This window comes from Streptomyces sp. NPDC006711 (genome assembly GCF_042869775.1).
GTDB lineage: Bacteria > Actinomycetota > Actinomycetes > Streptomycetales > Streptomycetaceae > Streptomyces.
Map to the genome: position 1 here is coordinate 44,274 of NZ_JBIAGO010000006.1, position 17,365 is coordinate 61,638.

General features: G+C 73.2%; 21 protein-coding genes. 10 read left to right on the top strand and 11 right to left on the bottom strand.

From position 1 onward, the window contains the following. Positions 1-2 precede the first annotated feature (2 nt). From ACFYM2_RS14735 to ACFYM2_RS14745, 3 genes are all read left to right on the top strand, one after another. Entirely contained in the window at positions 3-764 is a 762-nt protein-coding gene (locus ACFYM2_RS14735; protein ID WP_350229196.1) for an SDR family oxidoreductase, read from the top strand. 139 nt (positions 765-903) lie between these two features. Next, on the top strand, positions 904-1,587 hold the full coding sequence (locus tag ACFYM2_RS14740) for a uracil-DNA glycosylase (protein ID WP_350229195.1): 684 nt from the start codon (positions 904-906) through the stop codon (positions 1,585-1,587). A gap of 197 nt (positions 1,588-1,784) precedes the next feature. Further along, positions 1,785-2,249, top strand: a complete 465-nt coding sequence (locus ACFYM2_RS14745; RefSeq protein WP_388457069.1) for a hypothetical protein — start codon at positions 1,785-1,787, stop codon at positions 2,247-2,249. 77 nt (positions 2,250-2,326) lie between these two features. On the opposite strand, the gene ACFYM2_RS14750 is transcribed toward ACFYM2_RS14745, so the two are convergent. Both ACFYM2_RS14750 and ACFYM2_RS14755 read right to left on the bottom strand, forming a co-directional pair. After that, positions 2,327-2,773, bottom strand: a complete 447-nt coding sequence (locus tag ACFYM2_RS14750) for a hypothetical protein (protein ID WP_388836311.1) — start codon at positions 2,771-2,773, stop codon at positions 2,327-2,329. Positions 2,774-2,968: 195 nt separating this feature from the next. Next, positions 2,969-3,496, bottom strand: coding sequence for a DinB family protein (locus tag ACFYM2_RS14755; protein WP_388836314.1), 528 nt, complete (start codon positions 3,494-3,496; stop codon positions 2,969-2,971). Between the two features lie 150 nt (positions 3,497-3,646). On the opposite strand from ACFYM2_RS14755, the gene ACFYM2_RS14760 reads away from it, so the two are divergent. Further along, the gene (locus ACFYM2_RS14760; RefSeq protein WP_388836317.1) at positions 3,647-4,552 is read left to right on the top strand and encodes a Gfo/Idh/MocA family protein; all 906 of its coding nucleotides are present in this window, start codon (positions 3,647-3,649) and stop codon (positions 4,550-4,552) included. On the opposite strand, the gene lnt is transcribed toward ACFYM2_RS14760, so the two are convergent. Both lnt and ACFYM2_RS14770 read right to left on the bottom strand, forming a co-directional pair. After that, complete coding sequence (gene lnt / locus ACFYM2_RS14765; RefSeq protein WP_388836320.1) at positions 4,476-6,047, bottom strand: apolipoprotein N-acyltransferase; 1,572 nt, start codon at positions 6,045-6,047, stop codon at positions 4,476-4,478. The two genes, ACFYM2_RS14760 and lnt, sit on opposite strands and share 77 nt — an antisense overlap. A 114-nt stretch (positions 6,048-6,161) precedes the next feature. After that, positions 6,162-6,641: a nuclear transport factor 2 family protein gene (locus tag ACFYM2_RS14770; protein ID WP_359005670.1), complete on the bottom strand. Its 480-nt coding sequence runs from the start codon at positions 6,639-6,641 to the stop codon at positions 6,162-6,164. 83 nt (positions 6,642-6,724) lie between these two features. Here ACFYM2_RS14770 and ACFYM2_RS14775 point away from each other — a divergent pair, with 83 nt between their 5' ends. Continuing rightward, on the top strand, positions 6,725-7,510 hold the full coding sequence (locus tag ACFYM2_RS14775) for a crotonase/enoyl-CoA hydratase family protein (RefSeq protein WP_388836323.1): 786 nt from the start codon (positions 6,725-6,727) through the stop codon (positions 7,508-7,510). A 147-nt stretch (positions 7,511-7,657) separates the two neighbouring features. Here ACFYM2_RS14775 and ACFYM2_RS14780 read toward each other — a convergent pair whose 3' ends face one another. The 3 genes from ACFYM2_RS14780 to ACFYM2_RS14790 form a co-directional block, all read right to left on the bottom strand. Further along, complete coding sequence (locus ACFYM2_RS14780) at positions 7,658-8,458, bottom strand: GNAT family N-acetyltransferase (RefSeq protein ID WP_359005664.1); 801 nt, start codon at positions 8,456-8,458, stop codon at positions 7,658-7,660. A 52-nt stretch (positions 8,459-8,510) separates the two neighbouring features. After that, on the bottom strand, positions 8,511-8,711 hold the full coding sequence (locus ACFYM2_RS14785; protein WP_388836326.1) for a hypothetical protein: 201 nt from the start codon (positions 8,709-8,711) through the stop codon (positions 8,511-8,513). A gap of 157 nt (positions 8,712-8,868) precedes the next feature. Beyond that, positions 8,869-9,045, bottom strand: a complete 177-nt coding sequence (locus tag ACFYM2_RS14790; protein WP_359005658.1) for a hypothetical protein — start codon at positions 9,043-9,045, stop codon at positions 8,869-8,871. 229 nt (positions 9,046-9,274) lie between these two features. Between ACFYM2_RS14790 and ACFYM2_RS14795 the strand changes: the two genes are divergently transcribed. Beyond that, complete coding sequence (locus ACFYM2_RS14795) at positions 9,275-9,652, top strand: hypothetical protein (RefSeq protein WP_388836329.1); 378 nt, start codon at positions 9,275-9,277, stop codon at positions 9,650-9,652. 29 nt (positions 9,653-9,681) lie between these two features. Here the strand turns inward: ACFYM2_RS14795 and ACFYM2_RS14800 are convergent, their stop codons facing one another. Both ACFYM2_RS14800 and ACFYM2_RS14805 read right to left on the bottom strand, forming a co-directional pair. Then, on the bottom strand, positions 9,682-10,554 hold the full coding sequence (locus ACFYM2_RS14800) for an undecaprenyl-diphosphate phosphatase (RefSeq protein ID WP_388457058.1): 873 nt from the start codon (positions 10,552-10,554) through the stop codon (positions 9,682-9,684). Between the two features lie 450 nt (positions 10,555-11,004). Then, positions 11,005-11,718 (bottom strand): TVP38/TMEM64 family protein, encoded by a 714-nt coding sequence (locus tag ACFYM2_RS14805; protein WP_388836332.1) that lies wholly within the window; start codon positions 11,716-11,718, stop codon positions 11,005-11,007. A 400-nt stretch (positions 11,719-12,118) separates the two neighbouring features. Here ACFYM2_RS14805 and tuf point away from each other — a divergent pair, with 400 nt between their 5' ends. The 3 genes from tuf (at position 12,119) to ACFYM2_RS14820 (ending at position 14,450) form a co-directional block, all read left to right on the top strand. Further along, a complete protein-coding gene (gene tuf, locus ACFYM2_RS14810) occupies positions 12,119-13,303 on the top strand; it encodes an elongation factor Tu (protein WP_388836335.1) in 1,185 nt (394 codons plus the stop codon). A gap of 95 nt (positions 13,304-13,398) precedes the next feature. Further along, on the top strand, positions 13,399-13,593 hold the full coding sequence (locus tag ACFYM2_RS14815) for a hypothetical protein (RefSeq protein WP_388836337.1): 195 nt from the start codon (positions 13,399-13,401) through the stop codon (positions 13,591-13,593). A gap of 65 nt (positions 13,594-13,658) precedes the next feature. Beyond that, positions 13,659-14,450 carry a spermidine synthase gene (locus ACFYM2_RS14820; RefSeq protein ID WP_388836737.1) on the top strand — a complete coding sequence of 264 codons (792 nt, stop codon included), beginning with the start codon at positions 13,659-13,661 and terminating at the stop codon, positions 14,448-14,450. Here the strand turns inward: ACFYM2_RS14820 and ACFYM2_RS14825 are convergent. Further along, entirely contained in the window at positions 14,412-15,716 is a 1,305-nt protein-coding gene (locus tag ACFYM2_RS14825; RefSeq protein WP_388457055.1) for an MFS transporter, read from the bottom strand. The two genes, ACFYM2_RS14820 and ACFYM2_RS14825, sit on opposite strands and share 39 nt — an antisense overlap. Positions 15,717-15,775: 59 nt before the next feature. Beyond that, complete coding sequence (locus tag ACFYM2_RS14830; RefSeq protein ID WP_388836339.1) at positions 15,776-16,816, bottom strand: hypothetical protein; 1,041 nt, start codon at positions 16,814-16,816, stop codon at positions 15,776-15,778. Between the two features lie 110 nt (positions 16,817-16,926). Between ACFYM2_RS14830 and ACFYM2_RS14835 the strand changes: the two genes are divergently transcribed. Further along, entirely contained in the window at positions 16,927-17,364 is a 438-nt protein-coding gene (locus ACFYM2_RS14835; protein WP_350234465.1) for a DUF4442 domain-containing protein, read from the top strand. The last annotated feature ends 1 nt before the right edge of the window (position 17,365 follow it).

Genomic DNA, 17,365 nt, shown 5'->3' on the forward strand with positions numbered 1-17,365 from the left:
ACATGACTGAACTTCCCGAACTCTCCGGCAACGTGGCCCTGATCACCGGGGCCAGCCGGGGCATCGGCTACGGCGTCGCAGAGGCGCTGGTCGCCCGTGGCGACCGCGTCTGCATCACCGGGCGCGGCGAGGACGCCCTCAAGGAGGCCGTCGACAGGCTCGGCCCCGACCGGGTCATCGCGGTGGCCGGCAAGGCCGCAGACGAGGCCCACCAGGCCGCCGCCGTCGAGCGCACCATGGAGGCGTTCGGCCGGGTGGACTTCCTGGTCAACAACGCCGGCACCAATCCCGTCTTCGGCCCGATGGCCGAGCTGGACCTGAACGTGGCGCGCAAGGTGTACGAGACGAACGTGATCTCCGCGCTCGGCTTCGCCCAACGGACCTGGGCCGCCTGGCAGAAGGAGAACGGCGGGGCGATCGTCAACATCGCCTCCATCGCCGGCGTCTCCGCCTCGCCCTTCATCGGCGCGTACGGCATGAGCAAGGCGGCCATGATCAACCTGACGCTGCAACTGGCGCACGAGTTCGCGCCCGCCGTACGCGTCAACGCGGTCGCCCCGGCGGTGGTCAAGACGAAGTTCGCCCAGGCGCTCTACGAGGGCCGTGAGGCGGAGGCGGCCGCCGCCTACCCCATGGGCCGGCTCGGCGTGCCCTCCGACATCGGGGGCGCCGCCGCGTTCCTCACCTCCGAGCAGTCGGCCTGGGTCACAGGACAGACCCTGCTCGTGGACGGCGGGCTCTTCCTGAACGCCGGAACGCACTGAGCCACACCCCGCGAGGGCGCGCCCGCCCCGTCCCCGGCCACCGCCGGAGACGGGGCGGGCCGCGTTGTCAGTGGCGGCGGGTAGGTTCTGAACCGCGCACCGAGAGTGTGCGACCGAATGTCCCACGGAGGTTGTTGACGTGACCGATATCGCCATGCTGCCCGAGTCCTGGCAGGGCGTCCTCGGCGAGGAGCTGGACAAGCCCTACTTCAAGGAGCTCACCGCCTTCGTCGAGGAGGAGCGGGAGAAGGGGCCTGTCTTCCCGCCCCGCGAGGAGGTCTTCGCCGCCCTGGACGCGACGCCGTACGACCGGGTGAAGGTCCTGGTCCTCGGTCAGGACCCGTACCACGGCGAGGGGCAGGGGCACGGCCTGTGCTTCTCGGTGCGCCCGGGCGTCAGGACACCGCCGTCGCTGCGCAACATCTACAAGGAGATGCGCGACGAGCTCGGTCTGGACATCCCGGACAACGGCTATCTGATGCCCTGGGCGCAGCAGGGCGTGCTGCTGCTCAACGCGGTCCTTACCGTGCGCTCGGGCGAGGCCAACTCGCACAAGGGCAAGGGCTGGGAGAAGTTCACCGACGCGGTGATCCGCGCGGTCGCCGCGCGCCCCGACCCCGCCGTCTTCGTGCTGTGGGGCAACTACGCGCAGAAGAAGCTCCCGCTCATCGACGAGGAGCGGCACGTCGTGGTCAAGGGCGCGCACCCCTCGCCGCTCTCGGCCAAAAAGTTCTTCGGCTCGCACCCCTTCACGCAGATCAACGAGGCGGTCGCGGCGCAGGGCCACGCGCCCATCGACTGGCGCATCCCGAACCTGGGCTGAGCCACCCGGCGCGGGGCGGGCGGGCGGGCCGGGGCGTCGGGTCGGGCGCGTGACGGCGCCGGTGGCCCGGGCGTGTGGCGGCGTCCGGCTGACAGGCCGGCGCCCCCGCCCGAGCCTGAGGCCGATTGTCAGTGGCGGCGGCTAGCGTCGAAACCGTTCGACTTACGTGACGACCGGCGGAGACAGCGTTGACGGACATGCGGGACGCCCCGGGGGACATCGTGATGACCCGGATCGGGCAAGTGACGATGCTGCTGCACGGCGGGGACCGCGAGGAGGCGCGCAACCGCTTCGGGGCCCTGTGGTCGGAGATCGGTGAGGACGGCGACGCGCTGCACCGCTGCACCCTGGCCCACTACATGGCGGACGCCCAGGACGACGCGCGGGACGAACTGGCGTGGGACCTGCGGGCGTTGGCGGCCGCCGACACCCTGAGCCGGGACCGCCGCACGGCGCGCCACGCCTCGCTCGCGGTGCGCGCCTTCTACCCCTCGCTGCACCTCAGCCTCGCCGCCGACTATCTGAAGCTGCGCCGCCCCGAGGAGGCCCGGCTGCACCTCGGCCGGGCCCACGCCGCCTTGGACGCACTGTCCGGAGACGCCTACGGCAATGACATCCGCGAGGCACTGCGCCGCCTCGAACGAGAGCTGGACGCCGTGTGAGCAGCCGTTCCTGGACGCACATCTGGCGCCCGGCCCGCGCACAGCTGCCGCCGGGCCCATGGATCGCTGACGTGGCGTCAATTCCCGTACGTCTCACGGCAGATGCGTGCCTCAGGACTGTCGGCTCGCCACCCGCCGTACCCCTGGCCGAGTGCGCAGACGTCGCCGAGCGCGGGCACCGCGGGGGCGGTCCTGGGGTGTCGTGCCCTGGGGGCGGCGGGTCGGGGCGCGGGCTGCTCGGCGCGGTGACGCGGGACATGACGGACCGCCCTGGGCGGGCCCGTCCCGGGCGGCGGGGGCGGGGCGGGGGCCGGAGAGTCCGTGGGATCCACCGCCTCCAGGGCTTCACGGGCCGGTGGCTGCACGACCTGCGGGAGCGGGTGGCTCCGCTGGCGGCCGGGCGGTGTGGGCGGCGGGGAGTGCGGGGGCCCCGCCTCGACGGAGACACAGCCCGTGACGCAGCCGCAGACGGCCAGGGCCGTCACGGACATCAGAAGACGCAGCGCGTTGCTGGTTCGGTGCATCGGACAACTCTCCTGGCCCCGGCGGGTTTTGGGCGAGCCGGGACGCCACAATGGCCCGCACGAGTGACACCCGGCGCACCCACTGGAGTGGCCGGGCCCGCCCGCCCGCGAGCCCTCCGCGTCCGGAGCGCCCCGCACTCCACCGCCGGAGCCCCGGCGCCCCGCGCCACCCGCATGCCCGGCCGCCCGGGGCCGTCAGGCTCCCGTGGCGCCGTCGATCGCCTCGCGGAGCAGGTCCGCGTGGCCGTTGTGGCGGGCGTACTCCTCGATCATGTGGGTGTAGACCCAGCGCAGATTGAAGTGCTGCCCGTCGCGCGCCGTGCCGGTGCTGAGTTCGTCGAGGCCGCGTCCGGCCGCCCGGGCCCGCGCGTCGGCGACCTCGGTGCGCCAGGTGGCGAGGGCTTCGGCGAAGGTGTCGTCCGGGCCGAAGTGGAAGTCGCCGTCCGGGTCCTCGTCGGTCCCGTACACCCCCTCGTCCGTGCCGCCCGCGAAGACCGTGACGAACCACCAGCGTTCCACCTCGGCCATGTGCCGCAGCAGCCCGAGGAGCGTGAGTTCGGAGGTCGGTACGGAGGTGCGCTTGAGCTCGTCGTCGGTGAGCCCGGAACACTTCTCCACCAGCGTCTGGCGGTGGTAGTCGAGCCAGCCGTCGAGCATGGCCCGCTCGGAGGCGTCAAGGGCGGGCTCGGCGCGTTGCGCGGACGGTACTTCGGAGGTCGTCATCGGGTCATCCTGACCGCCGGCGGCGCTCGGGGCCAGTGGATATCAGCGGCGGCGCCGGCCCCGCCCGCGCCCCACGATCGGCCGCCGTTCCCGCGCACGTATGCTGACCAGGCAACGGAGCAGGACACCACTCGGCGACAGGGAGACCCCGTGAAGGTCGGATGCATCGGACTCGGGGACATCGCGCAGAAGGCCTATCTGCCCGTGCTGACGTCGCTCGCCGACACGGAACTGCACGTGCAGACCCGTAGCCCGGCGACCCTCGCCAAGGTGGCCGGCGCCCACCACATCCCCGCCGCACGGGCCCACGCCGACCTCGACTCGCTGCTCGCCCAGGGTCTGGACGCCGCGTTCGTGCACGCGCCGACCGCCGTGCACCCGGAGATCGTCACGCGGCTGCTCGAAGCCGGCGTACCGACATACGTCGACAAGCCCCTCGCCTACGAACTGGCCGAGTCCGAGCGGCTTGTGGAGCTCGCCCAAGAGCGCGGCGTCAGTCTCACGGTGGGCTTCAACCGACGGCTCGCCCCCGGCTACGCGCAGTGCGCCGACCACCCGCGCGAGCTGATCCTCATGCAGAAGAACCGGGTGGGCCTGCCCGAGGACCCGCGCACCCTGGTACTGGACGACTTCATCCACGTCGTGGACACGCTGCGCTTCCTCGCGCCGGGACCCATCGAGCACACCGTCGTGCGGGCCCGGATCCGCGCGGGCCTGATGGAGCACGTGGTCCTCCAGCTCTCCGGCGACGGGTTCACCGCGATCGGCACCATGAACCGGCTGAACGGCTCCACCGAGGAAATCCTCGAGGTCTCAGGGCAGGACACCAAGCGCCAGGTGCTCAACCTCGCCGACGTGGTGGACCACAAGGGGCAGCCGACCCTGCGACGGCGCGGCGACTGGGTGCCGGTCGCCCGCCAGCGCGGCATCGAGCAGTGCGTGCTTGCCTTCCTCGACGCGGTACGGGCCCACACGACGCTCAGCGCCCGGGACGCGCTGGCGACTCATGAGCTGTGCGAGCGGATCGTGCGGGAGTCCCTTGAGCAGGCCTCCTGAGCGCACGCGCCCCCTCGGCCGCGCAGAACACGGCGAGCACCACCAGCGCGCAGTACACCGCCCAGGCGCCGAAGCGCACATAGGGCGTGGTGCCGGTGGTAAGGGGGATGTCGTACACCTGGGAGGCGCTGGCCGATGTGCCGAGCCAGTGGCCGACACGGCCGCCGTCGGCGTCGTAGACCGCGCTGATGCCGGTCAGGGTGGCATGGACCATCGGGCGGCCCGTCTCGGCGGCCCGCAGCGCGGCGAGGGAGGCGTGCTGGGCGGGGGCCCAGGTGCCCTGGAAGGACGAGGTCGAGGACTGCGCGATGAGCAACTGGGCTCCGTCGCGCACCAGATGACGGCTCACGTCGGGAAACGCGGACTCGAAGCACACCAGCGGCCCCACCCGCACCTTGGAGGGCAGGGTCATCACGACGGTCTTCGTGCCGCGCCGCCGGTCCTCGCCGGCCGCCTTGCCGACCGAGGTCGCCCAGCCGAGCAGTGAGCGGGCCGGGATGTACTCGCCGAACGGCACCAGACGCATCTTGTCGTAGCGCAGGCCGGTGGGGCCCTGGGGTCCCACGAGCACCGAACTCTTGAAGATGCCCGGCTGGTCGGACCTGCGCGCGTCCACATTCACCAGGATGTCCGCGCCCACCACCTGGGAGAGCCTGGCGATCCGCGCGGCCAGATCGGGACGGGCGGCCAGGTCCTGCCCCACACTGCTCTCGCCCCACACGACGAGATCCACCCGCTGCCCCGCGAGGGCCCGGGTCAGGGCCTCGCCACGGGCGAACCGGGCGTCGGCGTTCTCGACCACACCCGGCTGTACGACGGCGACCCTGAGACTGCCCTCCGGCCTGGGGCGCGGGGCCCACATCCACACCGCGCCCGTGACGAGCGCGCACACCACCAGGGCCGACACCATCGCGGTACGCACATGGGGGAGCGCCACCACCAGGGCGATGGCTGTATTCACCGCCACCACGAGCAGGCTCACCAGCCACACCCCGCCCACCGACATCAGCCGCAGCGCGGGCGTCACCTGCCACTGGCTCGCGCCGAGCAGCCCCCACGGCCCGCCGAGCCCCTGCCAGGAGCGGACGAGCTCAACCATCAGCCAGCCCGAGGGCACCACCGCCACTGCCACCAGGGCGCGCACCGCCGAGGGCCTGCCTCCCAGCGTCGCGCGGACCAGGACCCCCCAGGGCGCCCACAGCAGTCCGAGCAGCCCCGCGAGGACCACGATGAAGACATTGAGGCTCGGCAGCAGCCAGTGATGCACGGCGAGCATGAACCCGGTGCCGCCGAGCCATCCGTCCAGCGCGGCCCGCCGGACGCCGGCGGCGCCACGGACGAGCAGCAGCAACGGTACGAGGGCGACATAGGCGAACCACCACAGCGCGGGCGCGGGGAACGCGAGTGCGGGCAGCGCGCCGGCGAGCAGGGCGGCGCCGCCGCGCCACCAGGCCGAGTCCAGACGGGGACCGTGCCGGCCGACCGCGAACCGCATACCGCGCCTCCTTGCCGACCCCCGTGCTCCGTCGTGTCGTCCTCCCGCCAGTGTGGGGCAGAGCGGCGGCCGCGCACAGGTGGGCGCGGCGGCCCCGCGCGCTCCGCCCGCCTTTTACGCCCCGGCGAACGCATCCGAGGTCCGCCGCCACTTCTCGTGCACGGTCACGGCCCGCAGCCGCCAGCCCCCCTCGGTGCGGACCAGGGAGAACGCGTAACGCCCGCCGGCCTCGAAGTCGGGCGCGGGCGGCGCGGCGCCGTCCTTCGCGCCGCGGCACATCGGGTTGAGGTAGTCGGCGCGCAGCTCGGCCCGGTCGCCCGGATAGCCGCCGAGGTCTTGAAGGGTGAGCCGCCGGTTGGTGATCAGGTGCTGGCGGACGGGGAAGAGCCGCAGCGTCTCACCGAGCCAGCGCGCCACCTCCTCGGCCGGCCCCTCGATGCCGCCCGCCGCGCGGTAGTCGGCGCGGCCGTCGGCGGCGAACAGGGCGCGGTAGGCGGTCCAGTCCCCGTCGTCGACGGCCGCGGCGTATCCGGTGATGAGTTCGTCGATGGCCAGCCGGTCCAAGAGGGTCCCGAGATCCACACGCTGCGTCATCGGATCAGTCTCCGCCTCCCGGCCGACAAGTCCAAGAGCTCCGCGCTTGTGGCTTGTTGGCGCGCCGTGTTAACCGTGGCGTCATGACGGACACGAGCCCCCCGGCGGTACGCAGCGAACGGCACGGCCCGGTCACGACGGTGGTGCTGTCGCGCCCCGGCGCGCGCAACGCGGTGGACGGTCCCACCGCGCGGGCGCTCGCCGACGCCTTCCGCGCCTTCGAGGCAGACGAGGACGCGGCGGTCGCGGTGCTGTGGGGCGAGGGCGGTACGTTCTGCGCGGGCGCCGACCTCAAGGCGATGGGCACCGAACGCGCCAACACGGTGTCCGAGGACGGCGACGGCCCGATGGGCCCGACCCGGCTGCGGCTGTCCAAGCCGGTGATCGCGGCCGTCGCCGGGCACGCGGTGGCGGGCGGGCTCGAACTCGCGCTCTGGTGCGATCTGCGGGTGGTGGAGCAGGACGCCGTGTTCGGGGTCTTCTGCCGGCGCTGGGGCGTCCCGCTCATCGACGGCGGCACGGTGCGGCTGCCCCGCCTCATCGGGGTGGGCCGCGCCATGGACCTGATCCTCACCGGGCGCCCGGTGGACGCGGCGGAGGCCCAGGCCATCGGCCTCGCCGACCGCGTCGTACCCACCGGCACGGCACGGGCGGCGGCGCAGCGGCTTGCCGAAGAGATCGCCGCCTTCCCGCAGACGTGTCTGCGCCACGACCGGATGTCGCTGCTCGAACAGGAGGGCCTGGGCGAGCGGGAAGCACTCCTCGGCGAGGTGCGCCACGGCTTTCACGCGCTGCGGGACGCGGCCGATGGGGCGGCGCGGTTCGCGGCGGGCGCGGGGCGCCACGGGGCGTTCGATGAGCCGGCCTGAACGGCGCCGACTCGCGCGGGCCGGCCCCGGGCACGCGGGCACGCCGGCTCCGGCGGACGGCGGGGCCGGCGGACGGCGGGGCCGGCGGACGGCGGGGCCGGCGGATGGCGGGCCGGCCCGAGCCAGACGGGACTTTGAAGACCCGACCTAGGGGCGCAGGAGGTACGGCGTCGTGACCGTCAGCGGGACGAAGCCGAGGCGCCGCAGGATCGGGCGGCTCTGGTCGGAGGCGTCGACCTGGAGGTAGCGGTAGCCGCGCTTGGCGGCGATACGCGCACGATGGGCGACCAGGGCGCGGTAGACGCCCTTGCCGCGCCACTCGGGCCGGGTGCCGCCGCCCCACAGACTGGCGAACTCGGTGCCGGTGTGGAAGTCCATGCGGGCCGCGCTCACGGGCAGGTCCCCGGCCATGGCCACGACCGCGGCGATGGTGTCGGGGGCCTCGGCGAGCTGGGTGAGCAGCCGTTCCCTGAGGGAGGAGGAGTCACCGCCGAAAGCGGCGTCGCGGACGGCCGTCATCAGGTCCACGCCCGCCGCGTCCGTCACGGGGCGCAGTGTGATGCCCGGGGGCGGCGTCACGTCGAGGGCTAGGCCGGCGACGCGGGCGACCATGACGGTCTCCTCGGGCTCCGCCTCGAAACCGGCCGCCAACAGACGCCGGCCGAGGTCGGCGGGCCGGTCGTGGGCGTACAGCTTCCACTCGCACTCGACCCCCAGGGACGCGAAGTGGCGTACCTGCGCGGCTATTTCGGCGTCCGCGTCGGCCGCCGTCAGGTCCGACCAGATGACGCCGTTCCACACGGGGGCGGGGCCCACCTGCCGTACGACGCGGCCGACGCGCTCGACCCGGGCGCTGCGCCCGTCGGGCCCGGCGTTCTGCCGCAACTGCCGGTCGAAGACGGCGAGCAGGTCGTCGCGCGGGGCACTGTTCAGGGAGTCGGTGTGCATCCGGTCACTCCAGCACCGGGGTTACGGCCGCGGCAACCGGATTGCGCGCGGCTCAGGCCTGGGCGCGTGCGGGGGTGACCGTGGCGGGGAGCGGGGCGCCGTCGCCCACGGCCGCCGCCCAGTCGGCGAGCAGCCGCTCGTACTCCTCGGCCGGCCACTGTCCGTCCGCGCCGTCGACGAGCGCGCGGATGGCGTCGTTGGCGGCATCCGCGTCGGTCGGCGTGGTGCCGGGCCGGTCGGGGGAGTAAGACATGCGACCAGGCTACGGGCCGGGCCGCGGCTTCGGAGGCGCGTTTGTGTCAAAGCGCAGGTGACAGGCGCCGGGGGTGGTCAAGATCACAGCCTTTGGGGTGTTTGGGGGGTCGGGATCAGGCCACGCGGGCTCATGATCGAGCCGTTCGTGCGCGAGGTCAGGCCGCCCGCGCCGCGTCGCTCCGTACCGCCGCGGCCCACTCGATCAGGAGCCGCCGGTAGCGCTCCTCCTCGTCGGGCGAGAGGCGCCCGTCGGACTGCTCCCACAGTGAGCGGATCTCCGTGTTCACCACGTCGGCAGGGCGAAAGCAGCGGCGGTCGAAAGTCGGGGGCATGGGCCCAAGCCTACGGCCATGAGGTGACCCAGCGCCACGGAGTGGGAACTCTCAGCCAGCAAATCTGCGTTGAGACAGGTGAAAGCCAGGTGCAAGCCAGGTGAAGGGGCGCAGGAAAAGGGGGGTGGGGGCATGATCCGGACAGACCGTGGGCGGGGCGGCTCAACTGGGCGGCGCGTGCGAGGCGTTGCCGAGTGCTGGGGCGGCGGGCGCCGCCTATCCTCGCGGCATGGAGCAGAGCGAGGTTCTCAAGCGCGTGATCGGCATCCTCACCGAGGCGGGGGACTACCGCCGCCGCATCGAGGAGAACGGCGAACGGGGCGGCCGGGACACCGAGGTCGGCATCGTCACCGCCCTGCTCAACGAGACGATGCCGCGCGTCGAGATCCCGGCCGAGGCCACCCCGCAGGAGATGGCGACGCTCATGGCGCGCGAGGTGGGCGGCGCCATCCGCCAGCTCGTGGGCGCCTTCAGCCTGGCGTTCGTGGCCCTCGCCGAGGTCCACGACTCGGGTCGGCAGGAGGTGTCGTCGGCCGATGTGCTCCAGGACCTGGCGCTGCGCGCGGAGGAGCTGAAGGGGGACGGCCCAGGCACCGCGACCGGCTGAGGCCCAACCACCGTGATCGGGCGGCTTGTTCAGAGCCCGCCGCCCGCGTCCGGGTCGAGCAGTCCGGCGCCGATGAGGGCGAACAGGGCGACGCCCAGCACGATGCGGTAGAGCACGAACGGCATGAAGCTCTTGCTGGAGATGAAGGACATGAACCAGGCGATGACCGCGTAGCCCACCGCGAAGGCGATGACCGCCGCGAACAGGGTGGGAAGCATCGGAGCCTGCCCGGGCCCGCCCGCGTCCTTCAACTCGAAGACGCCCGAGGCGAGGACGGCCGGGACGGCGAGCAGGAAGGAGTAACGCGCCGCCGCCTCACGGGTGTAGCCCATCAGGAGACCGCCGCTGATGGTCGCGCCGGAGCGGGAGACGCCGGGGATGAGCGCCATGGCCTGGCACACTCCGTAGATCAGGCCGTCGCGGGTGCTGAGCTCGTTCAGCGACTTGCGTTCCCTGGCCGCGCGGTGGCGCCCGCCGGACTCGTCACGCGCCGCGAGACGGTCGGCGACGCCCAGCACGACACCCATCACCACGAGCGTGGTCGCGATCACCCGCAGATCGCGGAAGGAAGTGGCGATCTGGTCCTTCAGGACGAGGCCCAGCACCCCGATCGGAATCGAGCCCACGATGACGAGCCAGCCCATGCGCGCGTCGCTGTCACCGCGCAGCGAACGGTTGGTGAGCGAGCGGAACCAGGTGGAGACGATGCGCGCGATGTCCGCGCGGAAGTAGATGAGCACGGCCGTCTCCGTGCCGATCTGGGTGATGGCGGTGAACGCGGCACCCGGGTCGTGCCAGCCGGCGAACGCGGCGGTCAGGCGCAGATGGGCGCTGGAGGAGATGGGCAGGAACTCCGTAAGACCCTGGACGAGCCCGAGTATGAACGATTCGAACCAAGACATGGGTTGCTGCGCCATCCAAGAGGGGTCGGGGCGAGAGTCGGCCTGGCACCACCGGGCCGGCCGGGGCGCCCGCGTGGCCGCGCCGGTGATCTCGCGCGGATCGAGGGGCACGGTAACGACAGCGGGTGAACGCGCGGTTGCCGTGCGGCAGCGTCTTGGGGGAATGGGGGGTGCGGGGCGCGCGCGTGGGCGCCACGTCCGCCGGGATGACCCGGGCCTCACGTCTCCGGAGGGGTGACCTGGCCGCCGCTCCGGCGACGTAACTGGACGCCGTTTCGGCGACGTAACCCCCGGCGCCACGCCTGCTGGGGCGAACCCGGGCCCCCCTCCTGCGAGGCCGCGCCGGATCCTGCGAGGCCGCCCCGGACATCACACCCGAGGCGTCACCACTCCGACATCGCCCGGCGTCACCGCGTCACCGCGTCCGGCGTGACCGCGTGGCCTGCCGCGTCACTCCACCCCGCGCCGCCGCAGCCCGTGTCGTTTGCGCCAGGCGACCGCCGCGGCCGCCACGCCGCTCAGGACGATGAAGCCCATCGCGATGACAAACGCGGGCGAGGTCGGTGACGACGCGCTGCTGCCCGCGATCACGTACGCCAGCGTGTTGGGCACCGAGCCCAGCCCGGTCGCCAGCAGGAAGGGCGTCCACCCCATGCGTGAGACGGCCGCGCAGTAGTTGGCGGCGGCGAACGGGACTCCGGGGAACAGGCGGATCGCCATCATCGAACGGAACCCGTGCCGCGACAGCTGGCCGTCCGCCGCCGTCAGCCAGCGTCCGCGCAGCAGTGGGCGCAGCGCGTCCTGTCCCAGCACCCGGACCAGGCCGAAGGAGATGCCCGCGCCGAGCACCGTGCCCGCGAGCGCGCAGAGGAGTCCGGCCTGGGTGGCGAAGAGGGCGCCGGCGGCCAGGTTGAGGAGAGGGCGGGGCACGAACGCGGCGGTGCACAGCCCGTACGCCACCGCGAAGAGCGCCATCGCGCCCGCCCCGCCCACGTGCGGCGGCCAGCCGTCGGCGAGCAGCCGCTGCGGCTGGAGGACGAGCACGGCGGACCCGGCGGCCGCGAGCACCAGCACGAGCAGCGCGAACCGCGACCAGGGCGAGAGCAGGGCTCTGCCGCAGCGGACGGCGAGGCCGGACAGGGGTCGGGCAGCGGGCTCGAACATCCGGGGAGAGTAACCGACCCGGGCGCCCGCCCGCCGTAAGCGACGTCCCATCCCGCCGCCCGTCGTCCGGCATCTCGACCTCACCACTCCAGACGGAAACCTGGGATGCCGGGCTCCGCGCCCCAACTCCCCGCCGGGGGAAAACCATTCGACGCGGCGCCGCCCACCAGGGATGATCGGCGACATGTCCAGGTACGCCTTCCTCGCAGTGCCGTCCGCGATCGCGGACGCGCCGAAGGCTGCCGTGCTCACGGCCATCGACGCCGTCGCGTCCGCAGCGCCCCACGGCTGCGCCCGAAGCTGACCCTTCCCGGACATTCCGGCGGACCCCGCACGGGGAGGGTCGGCCGGACCCAGGGGTCCCAGCTCAGCTCCGCGACCACGCGAGGGACACTCAGCCATGCCCAAGACGGCATACGTACGCACCAAGCCCCACCTCAACATCGGCACCATGGGCCATGTCGACCACGGCAAGACGACCCTGACCGCCGCCATCACCAAAGTCCTCGCCGAGCGCGACGGCGCCACCCGGTTCGTCCCGTCCGACCGCATCGACCGGGCCCCGGAGGAGGCCGCCCGCGGCATCACCATCAACCTCGCGCACGTCGAGTACGAGACCGACACCCGTCACTACGCGCACGTCGACATGCCGGGCCACGCCGACTACGTCAAGAACATGGTCACGGGCGCCGCCCAGCTCGACGGGGCGATCCTCGTCGTGTCGGCGCTCGACGGCGTCATGCCGCAGACCGCCGAGCACGTCCTGCTCGCCCGCCAAGTGGGCGTGAACCACATCGTGGTGGCGCTCAACAAGGCGGACGCCGTCGACGACGGCGAGGACGCGGTGCTCACCGACCTCGTCGAGCTCGAGGTGCGCGACCTGCTCTCGGCCCACGGTTACGGCGGCGACGCTGTGCCCGTCGTGCGCGTCTCCGGCCTCAAGGCCCTGGCGGGCGAGCCGCGGTGGACGGAGGCGATCGGCGCGCTGCTCGATGCCGTGGACACCTATGTGCCGCTGCCCGAGCGCTATGTGGACGCGCCGTTCCTGCTGCCGGTCGAGAACGTGCTCACCATCACCGGGCGCGGCACCGTCGTGACCGGCGCCGTCGAACGCGGCACGGTGCGGGTCGGGGACCGGGTCCACGTCCTGGGCGCCGACGTGGAGTCGGTGGTCACCGGCCTTGAGACGTTCGGCAAGCCGATGGACCGCGCGCAGGCGGGCGACAACGTCGCGCTGCTCCTGCGCGGGGTGCCACGCGACGCGGTGCGCAGGGGGCACGTGGTCGCCGAGCCCGGCAGCGTCACACCGAGCCGCAGGTTCACCGCCCAGGTGTACGTCCTGTCCACCCGCGAGGGCGGCCGCTCCACGCCGATCGCCACCGGCTACCGCCCGCAGTTCTACCTGCGCACCGCGGACGTGGCCGGCGACGTGGACCTCGGTGAACTCGCCGTCGCGCGGCCCGGTGAGACGGTCACCATGACGGTGGAGCTCGACCGTGACACCCCGCTGGAGCCGGGGCTCGGCTTCGCCATCCGCGAGGGCGGCCGCACCGTCGGCGCCGGGACGATCGCCACGGTCCTGTGAGCCCCCGGTCCGCCCGCCACCAACCCCTTGGTGGCGGCGGGCCGTTGGAGTCGCCGGCCGCGCGGGCGGCCGGGCTCGCCGCCGAGGGGGTCCGGGTGGTGCCAGCCCCCCCCGACGCCGCCGCGAAGAAGAGCTTCGGGCGCGGCGCCCTCGGCCCCGTGCGGTGCGCCCGCGCAGCCCGCGCGGGTCCGGACCAGGCGCCCGCGCACGCCGACGCGGTCAAGGCGCTGTGGGGCGAGGCCGGGGTCCGTCGCCCCCGCCGGGCCGCCGGGCGCACAATGGGACGGTGAACGACGACCCGCGCGCCGAGCCGATACCCGTCGTCCGGGAGGTCGACGGCGGCACCGCCAAGCTGATGCCGGACATCGACCGCGAGCGCGCCTGGCTGCTGACCGTGGACGGCGCCCCGCAGTCGTACGTGGATCTCGACGACCCCACGTACATCGAGTTCGAGTATCTGCGCCGCCTCGCGCACGTCGTGGACTGCGCGAGGAGCGAGGGCGAGCCGCTGGACGTGCTGCACCTCGGCGGCGGCGCGCTCACCCTGCCCCGCTATGTCGCCGCGACCAGGCCCGGCTCGCGCCAGGACGTGGTGGACGCCGACCGGGCGCTGGTCCGGCTCGTCCGCGAACACCTGCCCCTTCCGCCACGGTCCGGGATCACGCTGCACGCGATGGACGCGAGAGAGTGGGCCGGGCGCGCGCCGGCCGCCTCGGTGGACCTGCTCGTCGCGGACGTCTTCACCGGCTCGCGGGTGCCGGGGCACCTCACCTCCCTCGCGTACGCGAGGGAGGCCGAGCGAGTCCTGCGGCCCGGTGGTCTGTACGCCGCCAACCTCGCCGACGGCGCGCCGTTCGCCTTCCTGCGCTCCCAACTCGCCACGTTCCAGGCGGTGTTCGCGGACGTCGCGTTGATCGCCGAGCCGTCGGTGCTGCGCGGGCGCCGCTTCGGCAACGCGGTGCTGCTCGCCTCGGCGCGCCCCCTGGGCGTGGCGGCGCTGGCCCGGCGCACGGCGGGGGACGCCTTCCCTGCCAGGGTCGAGCACGGTGCGTCCCTGCGCCGATTCGTCGGGGATGCCCAGCCGGTCACCGACGCGGACGCGCGGCCCTCACCCGAGCCGCCCGACGGTGCCTTCAGCGTCGGCTGAGCCGAGCGGCGCGCCGGCCGTCACCGTCGTGGTGCGGCGGGTCAGACGGCGTACGTCCGGCACGCACAGGACGGCGGCGGTGAGCAGCGCGACCAGCGCGGAGCAGCCCCACAGCGCGGGCGTGCGGCCCACCGCGTCCTGGGCGGGGCCGGCCAGCGCGGTCGCCAGGGGCACCATGGCGATCGAGCCGAGCCAGTCGTAGGCGGAGACGCGCGACAGTTTCTCCTCCGGGATCTCCTGGCTGAGCGCGGTCATCCACGAGACGCCGAAGACCTCGACCGAGAGACCGGTCAGGAGCATGACCCCCGCGAGCGCGGGCACCGGCAGCGGCACCGCGAGCGCGGCCGAGGGCAGGGCAAGCGGGAAGACGCACAGGCTGCCCGCGAGCAGCAGCCGGCGCGGCTTCCAGCGCGTCATCAGGAAGGCGCCGCCCAGCGTGCCGGCGCCGAACGCCGCGAGCGCGAACCCCCACGGCCCTGGCCCGCCCAGCTCGTCCCGCGCCACCAGCGGTCCGTACACCGCCTCGGCCGCCGCGACCACGGCGTTGACCACCGCGAACTGCACCACGATCGACCAGAGCCAGGGCCGGCCCGCGAACTCGCGCCAGCCCTCGCGCAGATCGGAGACCATCCCGCCGCCCGCCGCGCGCGCCGGGATGTGGCTCACGTCGAGGAAGGCCCGCAGCGCGCCCGCCACGGCGAAGGCCACCGCGTCGATCGCGAGCACCCAGCCCGCGCCGAGGACCGCGATGAGGGCGCCGCCGAGCGCGGCACCGCCGATGCCCGCGCCATGCATCGCCATCCGGTAGAACGCGAACGCCCGCCCGGCGTCCTCGCCGTGCACGGTGGACATGAGCATGCCCTCGGAGGCGGGTCCGAAGAAGGCCTGGCCCACCCCGCCGAGCGCGGACAGGGCCATCATCTGCCACAGGCGGGGCTCTCCCGCGAGGACGAGCAGCGCGAAGGCGCCCTGCGAAAGGAAGTTGAGGGCGTTGGCGGCGACCATCACCCGGTGCCGGGGCAGCCGGTCCGCCAGCGCGCCGCCCACCAGGAGGAACAGCACGAGCGGCACGGTACGGGCGGCCGCGACCAGGCCCACGTCGCCGCCGCTCCCGCCGGAGTCGAGGACCGCGAACGCGGCCGCGATCAGCGCCCCTTGGCTGCCCAGGTTGGTGACGACTGCCGCCGCGGTCAGCAAGGTGTAGTTGCGGCCGCCCCAGGAGGGGCGGCCCGGACGCGAGGGAAGGACGGCGGAAGTGGAAGTCACTCAGGGACTATCGCCTCCGCCGCCCCGTGCGGCCAAACGGTTTGCTGCCAGGAGGCGCCTCAGGAGGAGGCGGGCACCAGGCGGATGGTGCTGAGGATCTTCTGGATGGTGTCCTCGGAGACCGCGTCGGGCACACCGGTGTTGGCGATGAGGCTCCAGGCCGCGAGGTCGCCCTTGGGGGTCTTGAAGCCGAACAGCACGGACTGGCCGTCGGTGGAGCACTTGTCGGTCTTCTTGACGCCCGTCGTCTTGGCGCGAACCACGCTGCCCTGAAGACCGGACTTGGTCGTGTAGGGGACCGGCTTCTCCGAGGTGATGTGGTCCTTGTCCGGCTGGGTGTAGGCGAAGTACAGCCAGTCGTCCGCCTGCTCGGCCGCGTCGTCGGTCGACTTGGCGCCGTTGGCGCCTTTGGTGCCGACGCTGGCGAGCGCGGTGTTCTCGTCGCGGCCGCTGTCGCTCTTGCTCGTGCACCACTTGGACTTGTAGTAGGCGGGCGCGGACATCATCATGCCGCCGAACCCGTTGGGGTCCGCCTTGTCGGACCAGCCGACGCTCATGCCCGAGCTCGCGACCTCCCAGTCCGGCGGCACGTCGAAGGCGTCGCCCCGGCTGGGGTTCACGACGACCTTCCAGCCCGCGATGACCGGCTTGACGTCGTTGCCCGCGCCGCGCGGGTTGGGCGCGGCGGAGGACGGCGCCGCCGGGCCGGAGGGCGAAGGCGACTTCTTGTCCTTGCCGTCGGCCTGACTGGTGCTCTTGCCGTCGTCCTTGAGGACCACCACGCCGGTCACGGCCGCGGCGACGACCACGGCGGCGGCCGCCACGATGGCGATGACCGTGGTCTTCTTCTTGTCGTTCTTCTGCGGCGGCTGCGGCGGCTGCGGCGGCCCGGGCGGACCGCCCACGGGGTACTGCGGCACCGTCGGCTGCTGGTAGGGGTTGGGCGTCTGATAACCCTGCGGCGGATACCCGGGCTGCGCGGGCTGCTGTCCCGGCTGCTGGTAGGGATTCGGTTGCTGGTACCCCGGCTGCTGGTACGGGTTCTGATTCGGATCCCGCGGGTTCTGCTCGCCCCCGGGCGGCTGCTGTCCTGGCCACATGGCCAGTAACCATAGAGGGGCGGTACGACACCTGCCACGGCCGCCCCCGACGGGGGATGGCCAACGGTCGCTACCCATGGGTAACATCGGGCCCCATGAGCGCTGATCAGATGTCCGTGGGCGAGATGCTCGCCGCCACCGTCCCCATGGCGAGGACCCTCAACCTGGAATTCCTCGAGACCACCCCCGAGCGTGCCGTGGTGCGCCTGCCGGACCAGCCCGACTACCACAACCACGTCGGCGGCCCGCACGCCGGAGCGATGTTCACGCTCGCCGAGTCCGCGAGCGGCGCCATCGTCATCGCCGCCTTCGGCGACCAGATGAGCCGCGCGGTACCGCTCGCCGTCAAGGCGGAAATCGGCTACAAGAAGCTCGCCATGGGCGTCGTCACCGCGACCGCCACGCTGGGCCGCCCGATCGCCGACGTGGTGGCCGACCTCGACGCGGGACAGCGCCCCGAGTTCCCGGTCCACATCGAGATCCAGCGCGCGGACGGCGCCGTCACCGGCGAGATGACCGTCGTGTGGACCTTGCGCCCCAACTCCTGAC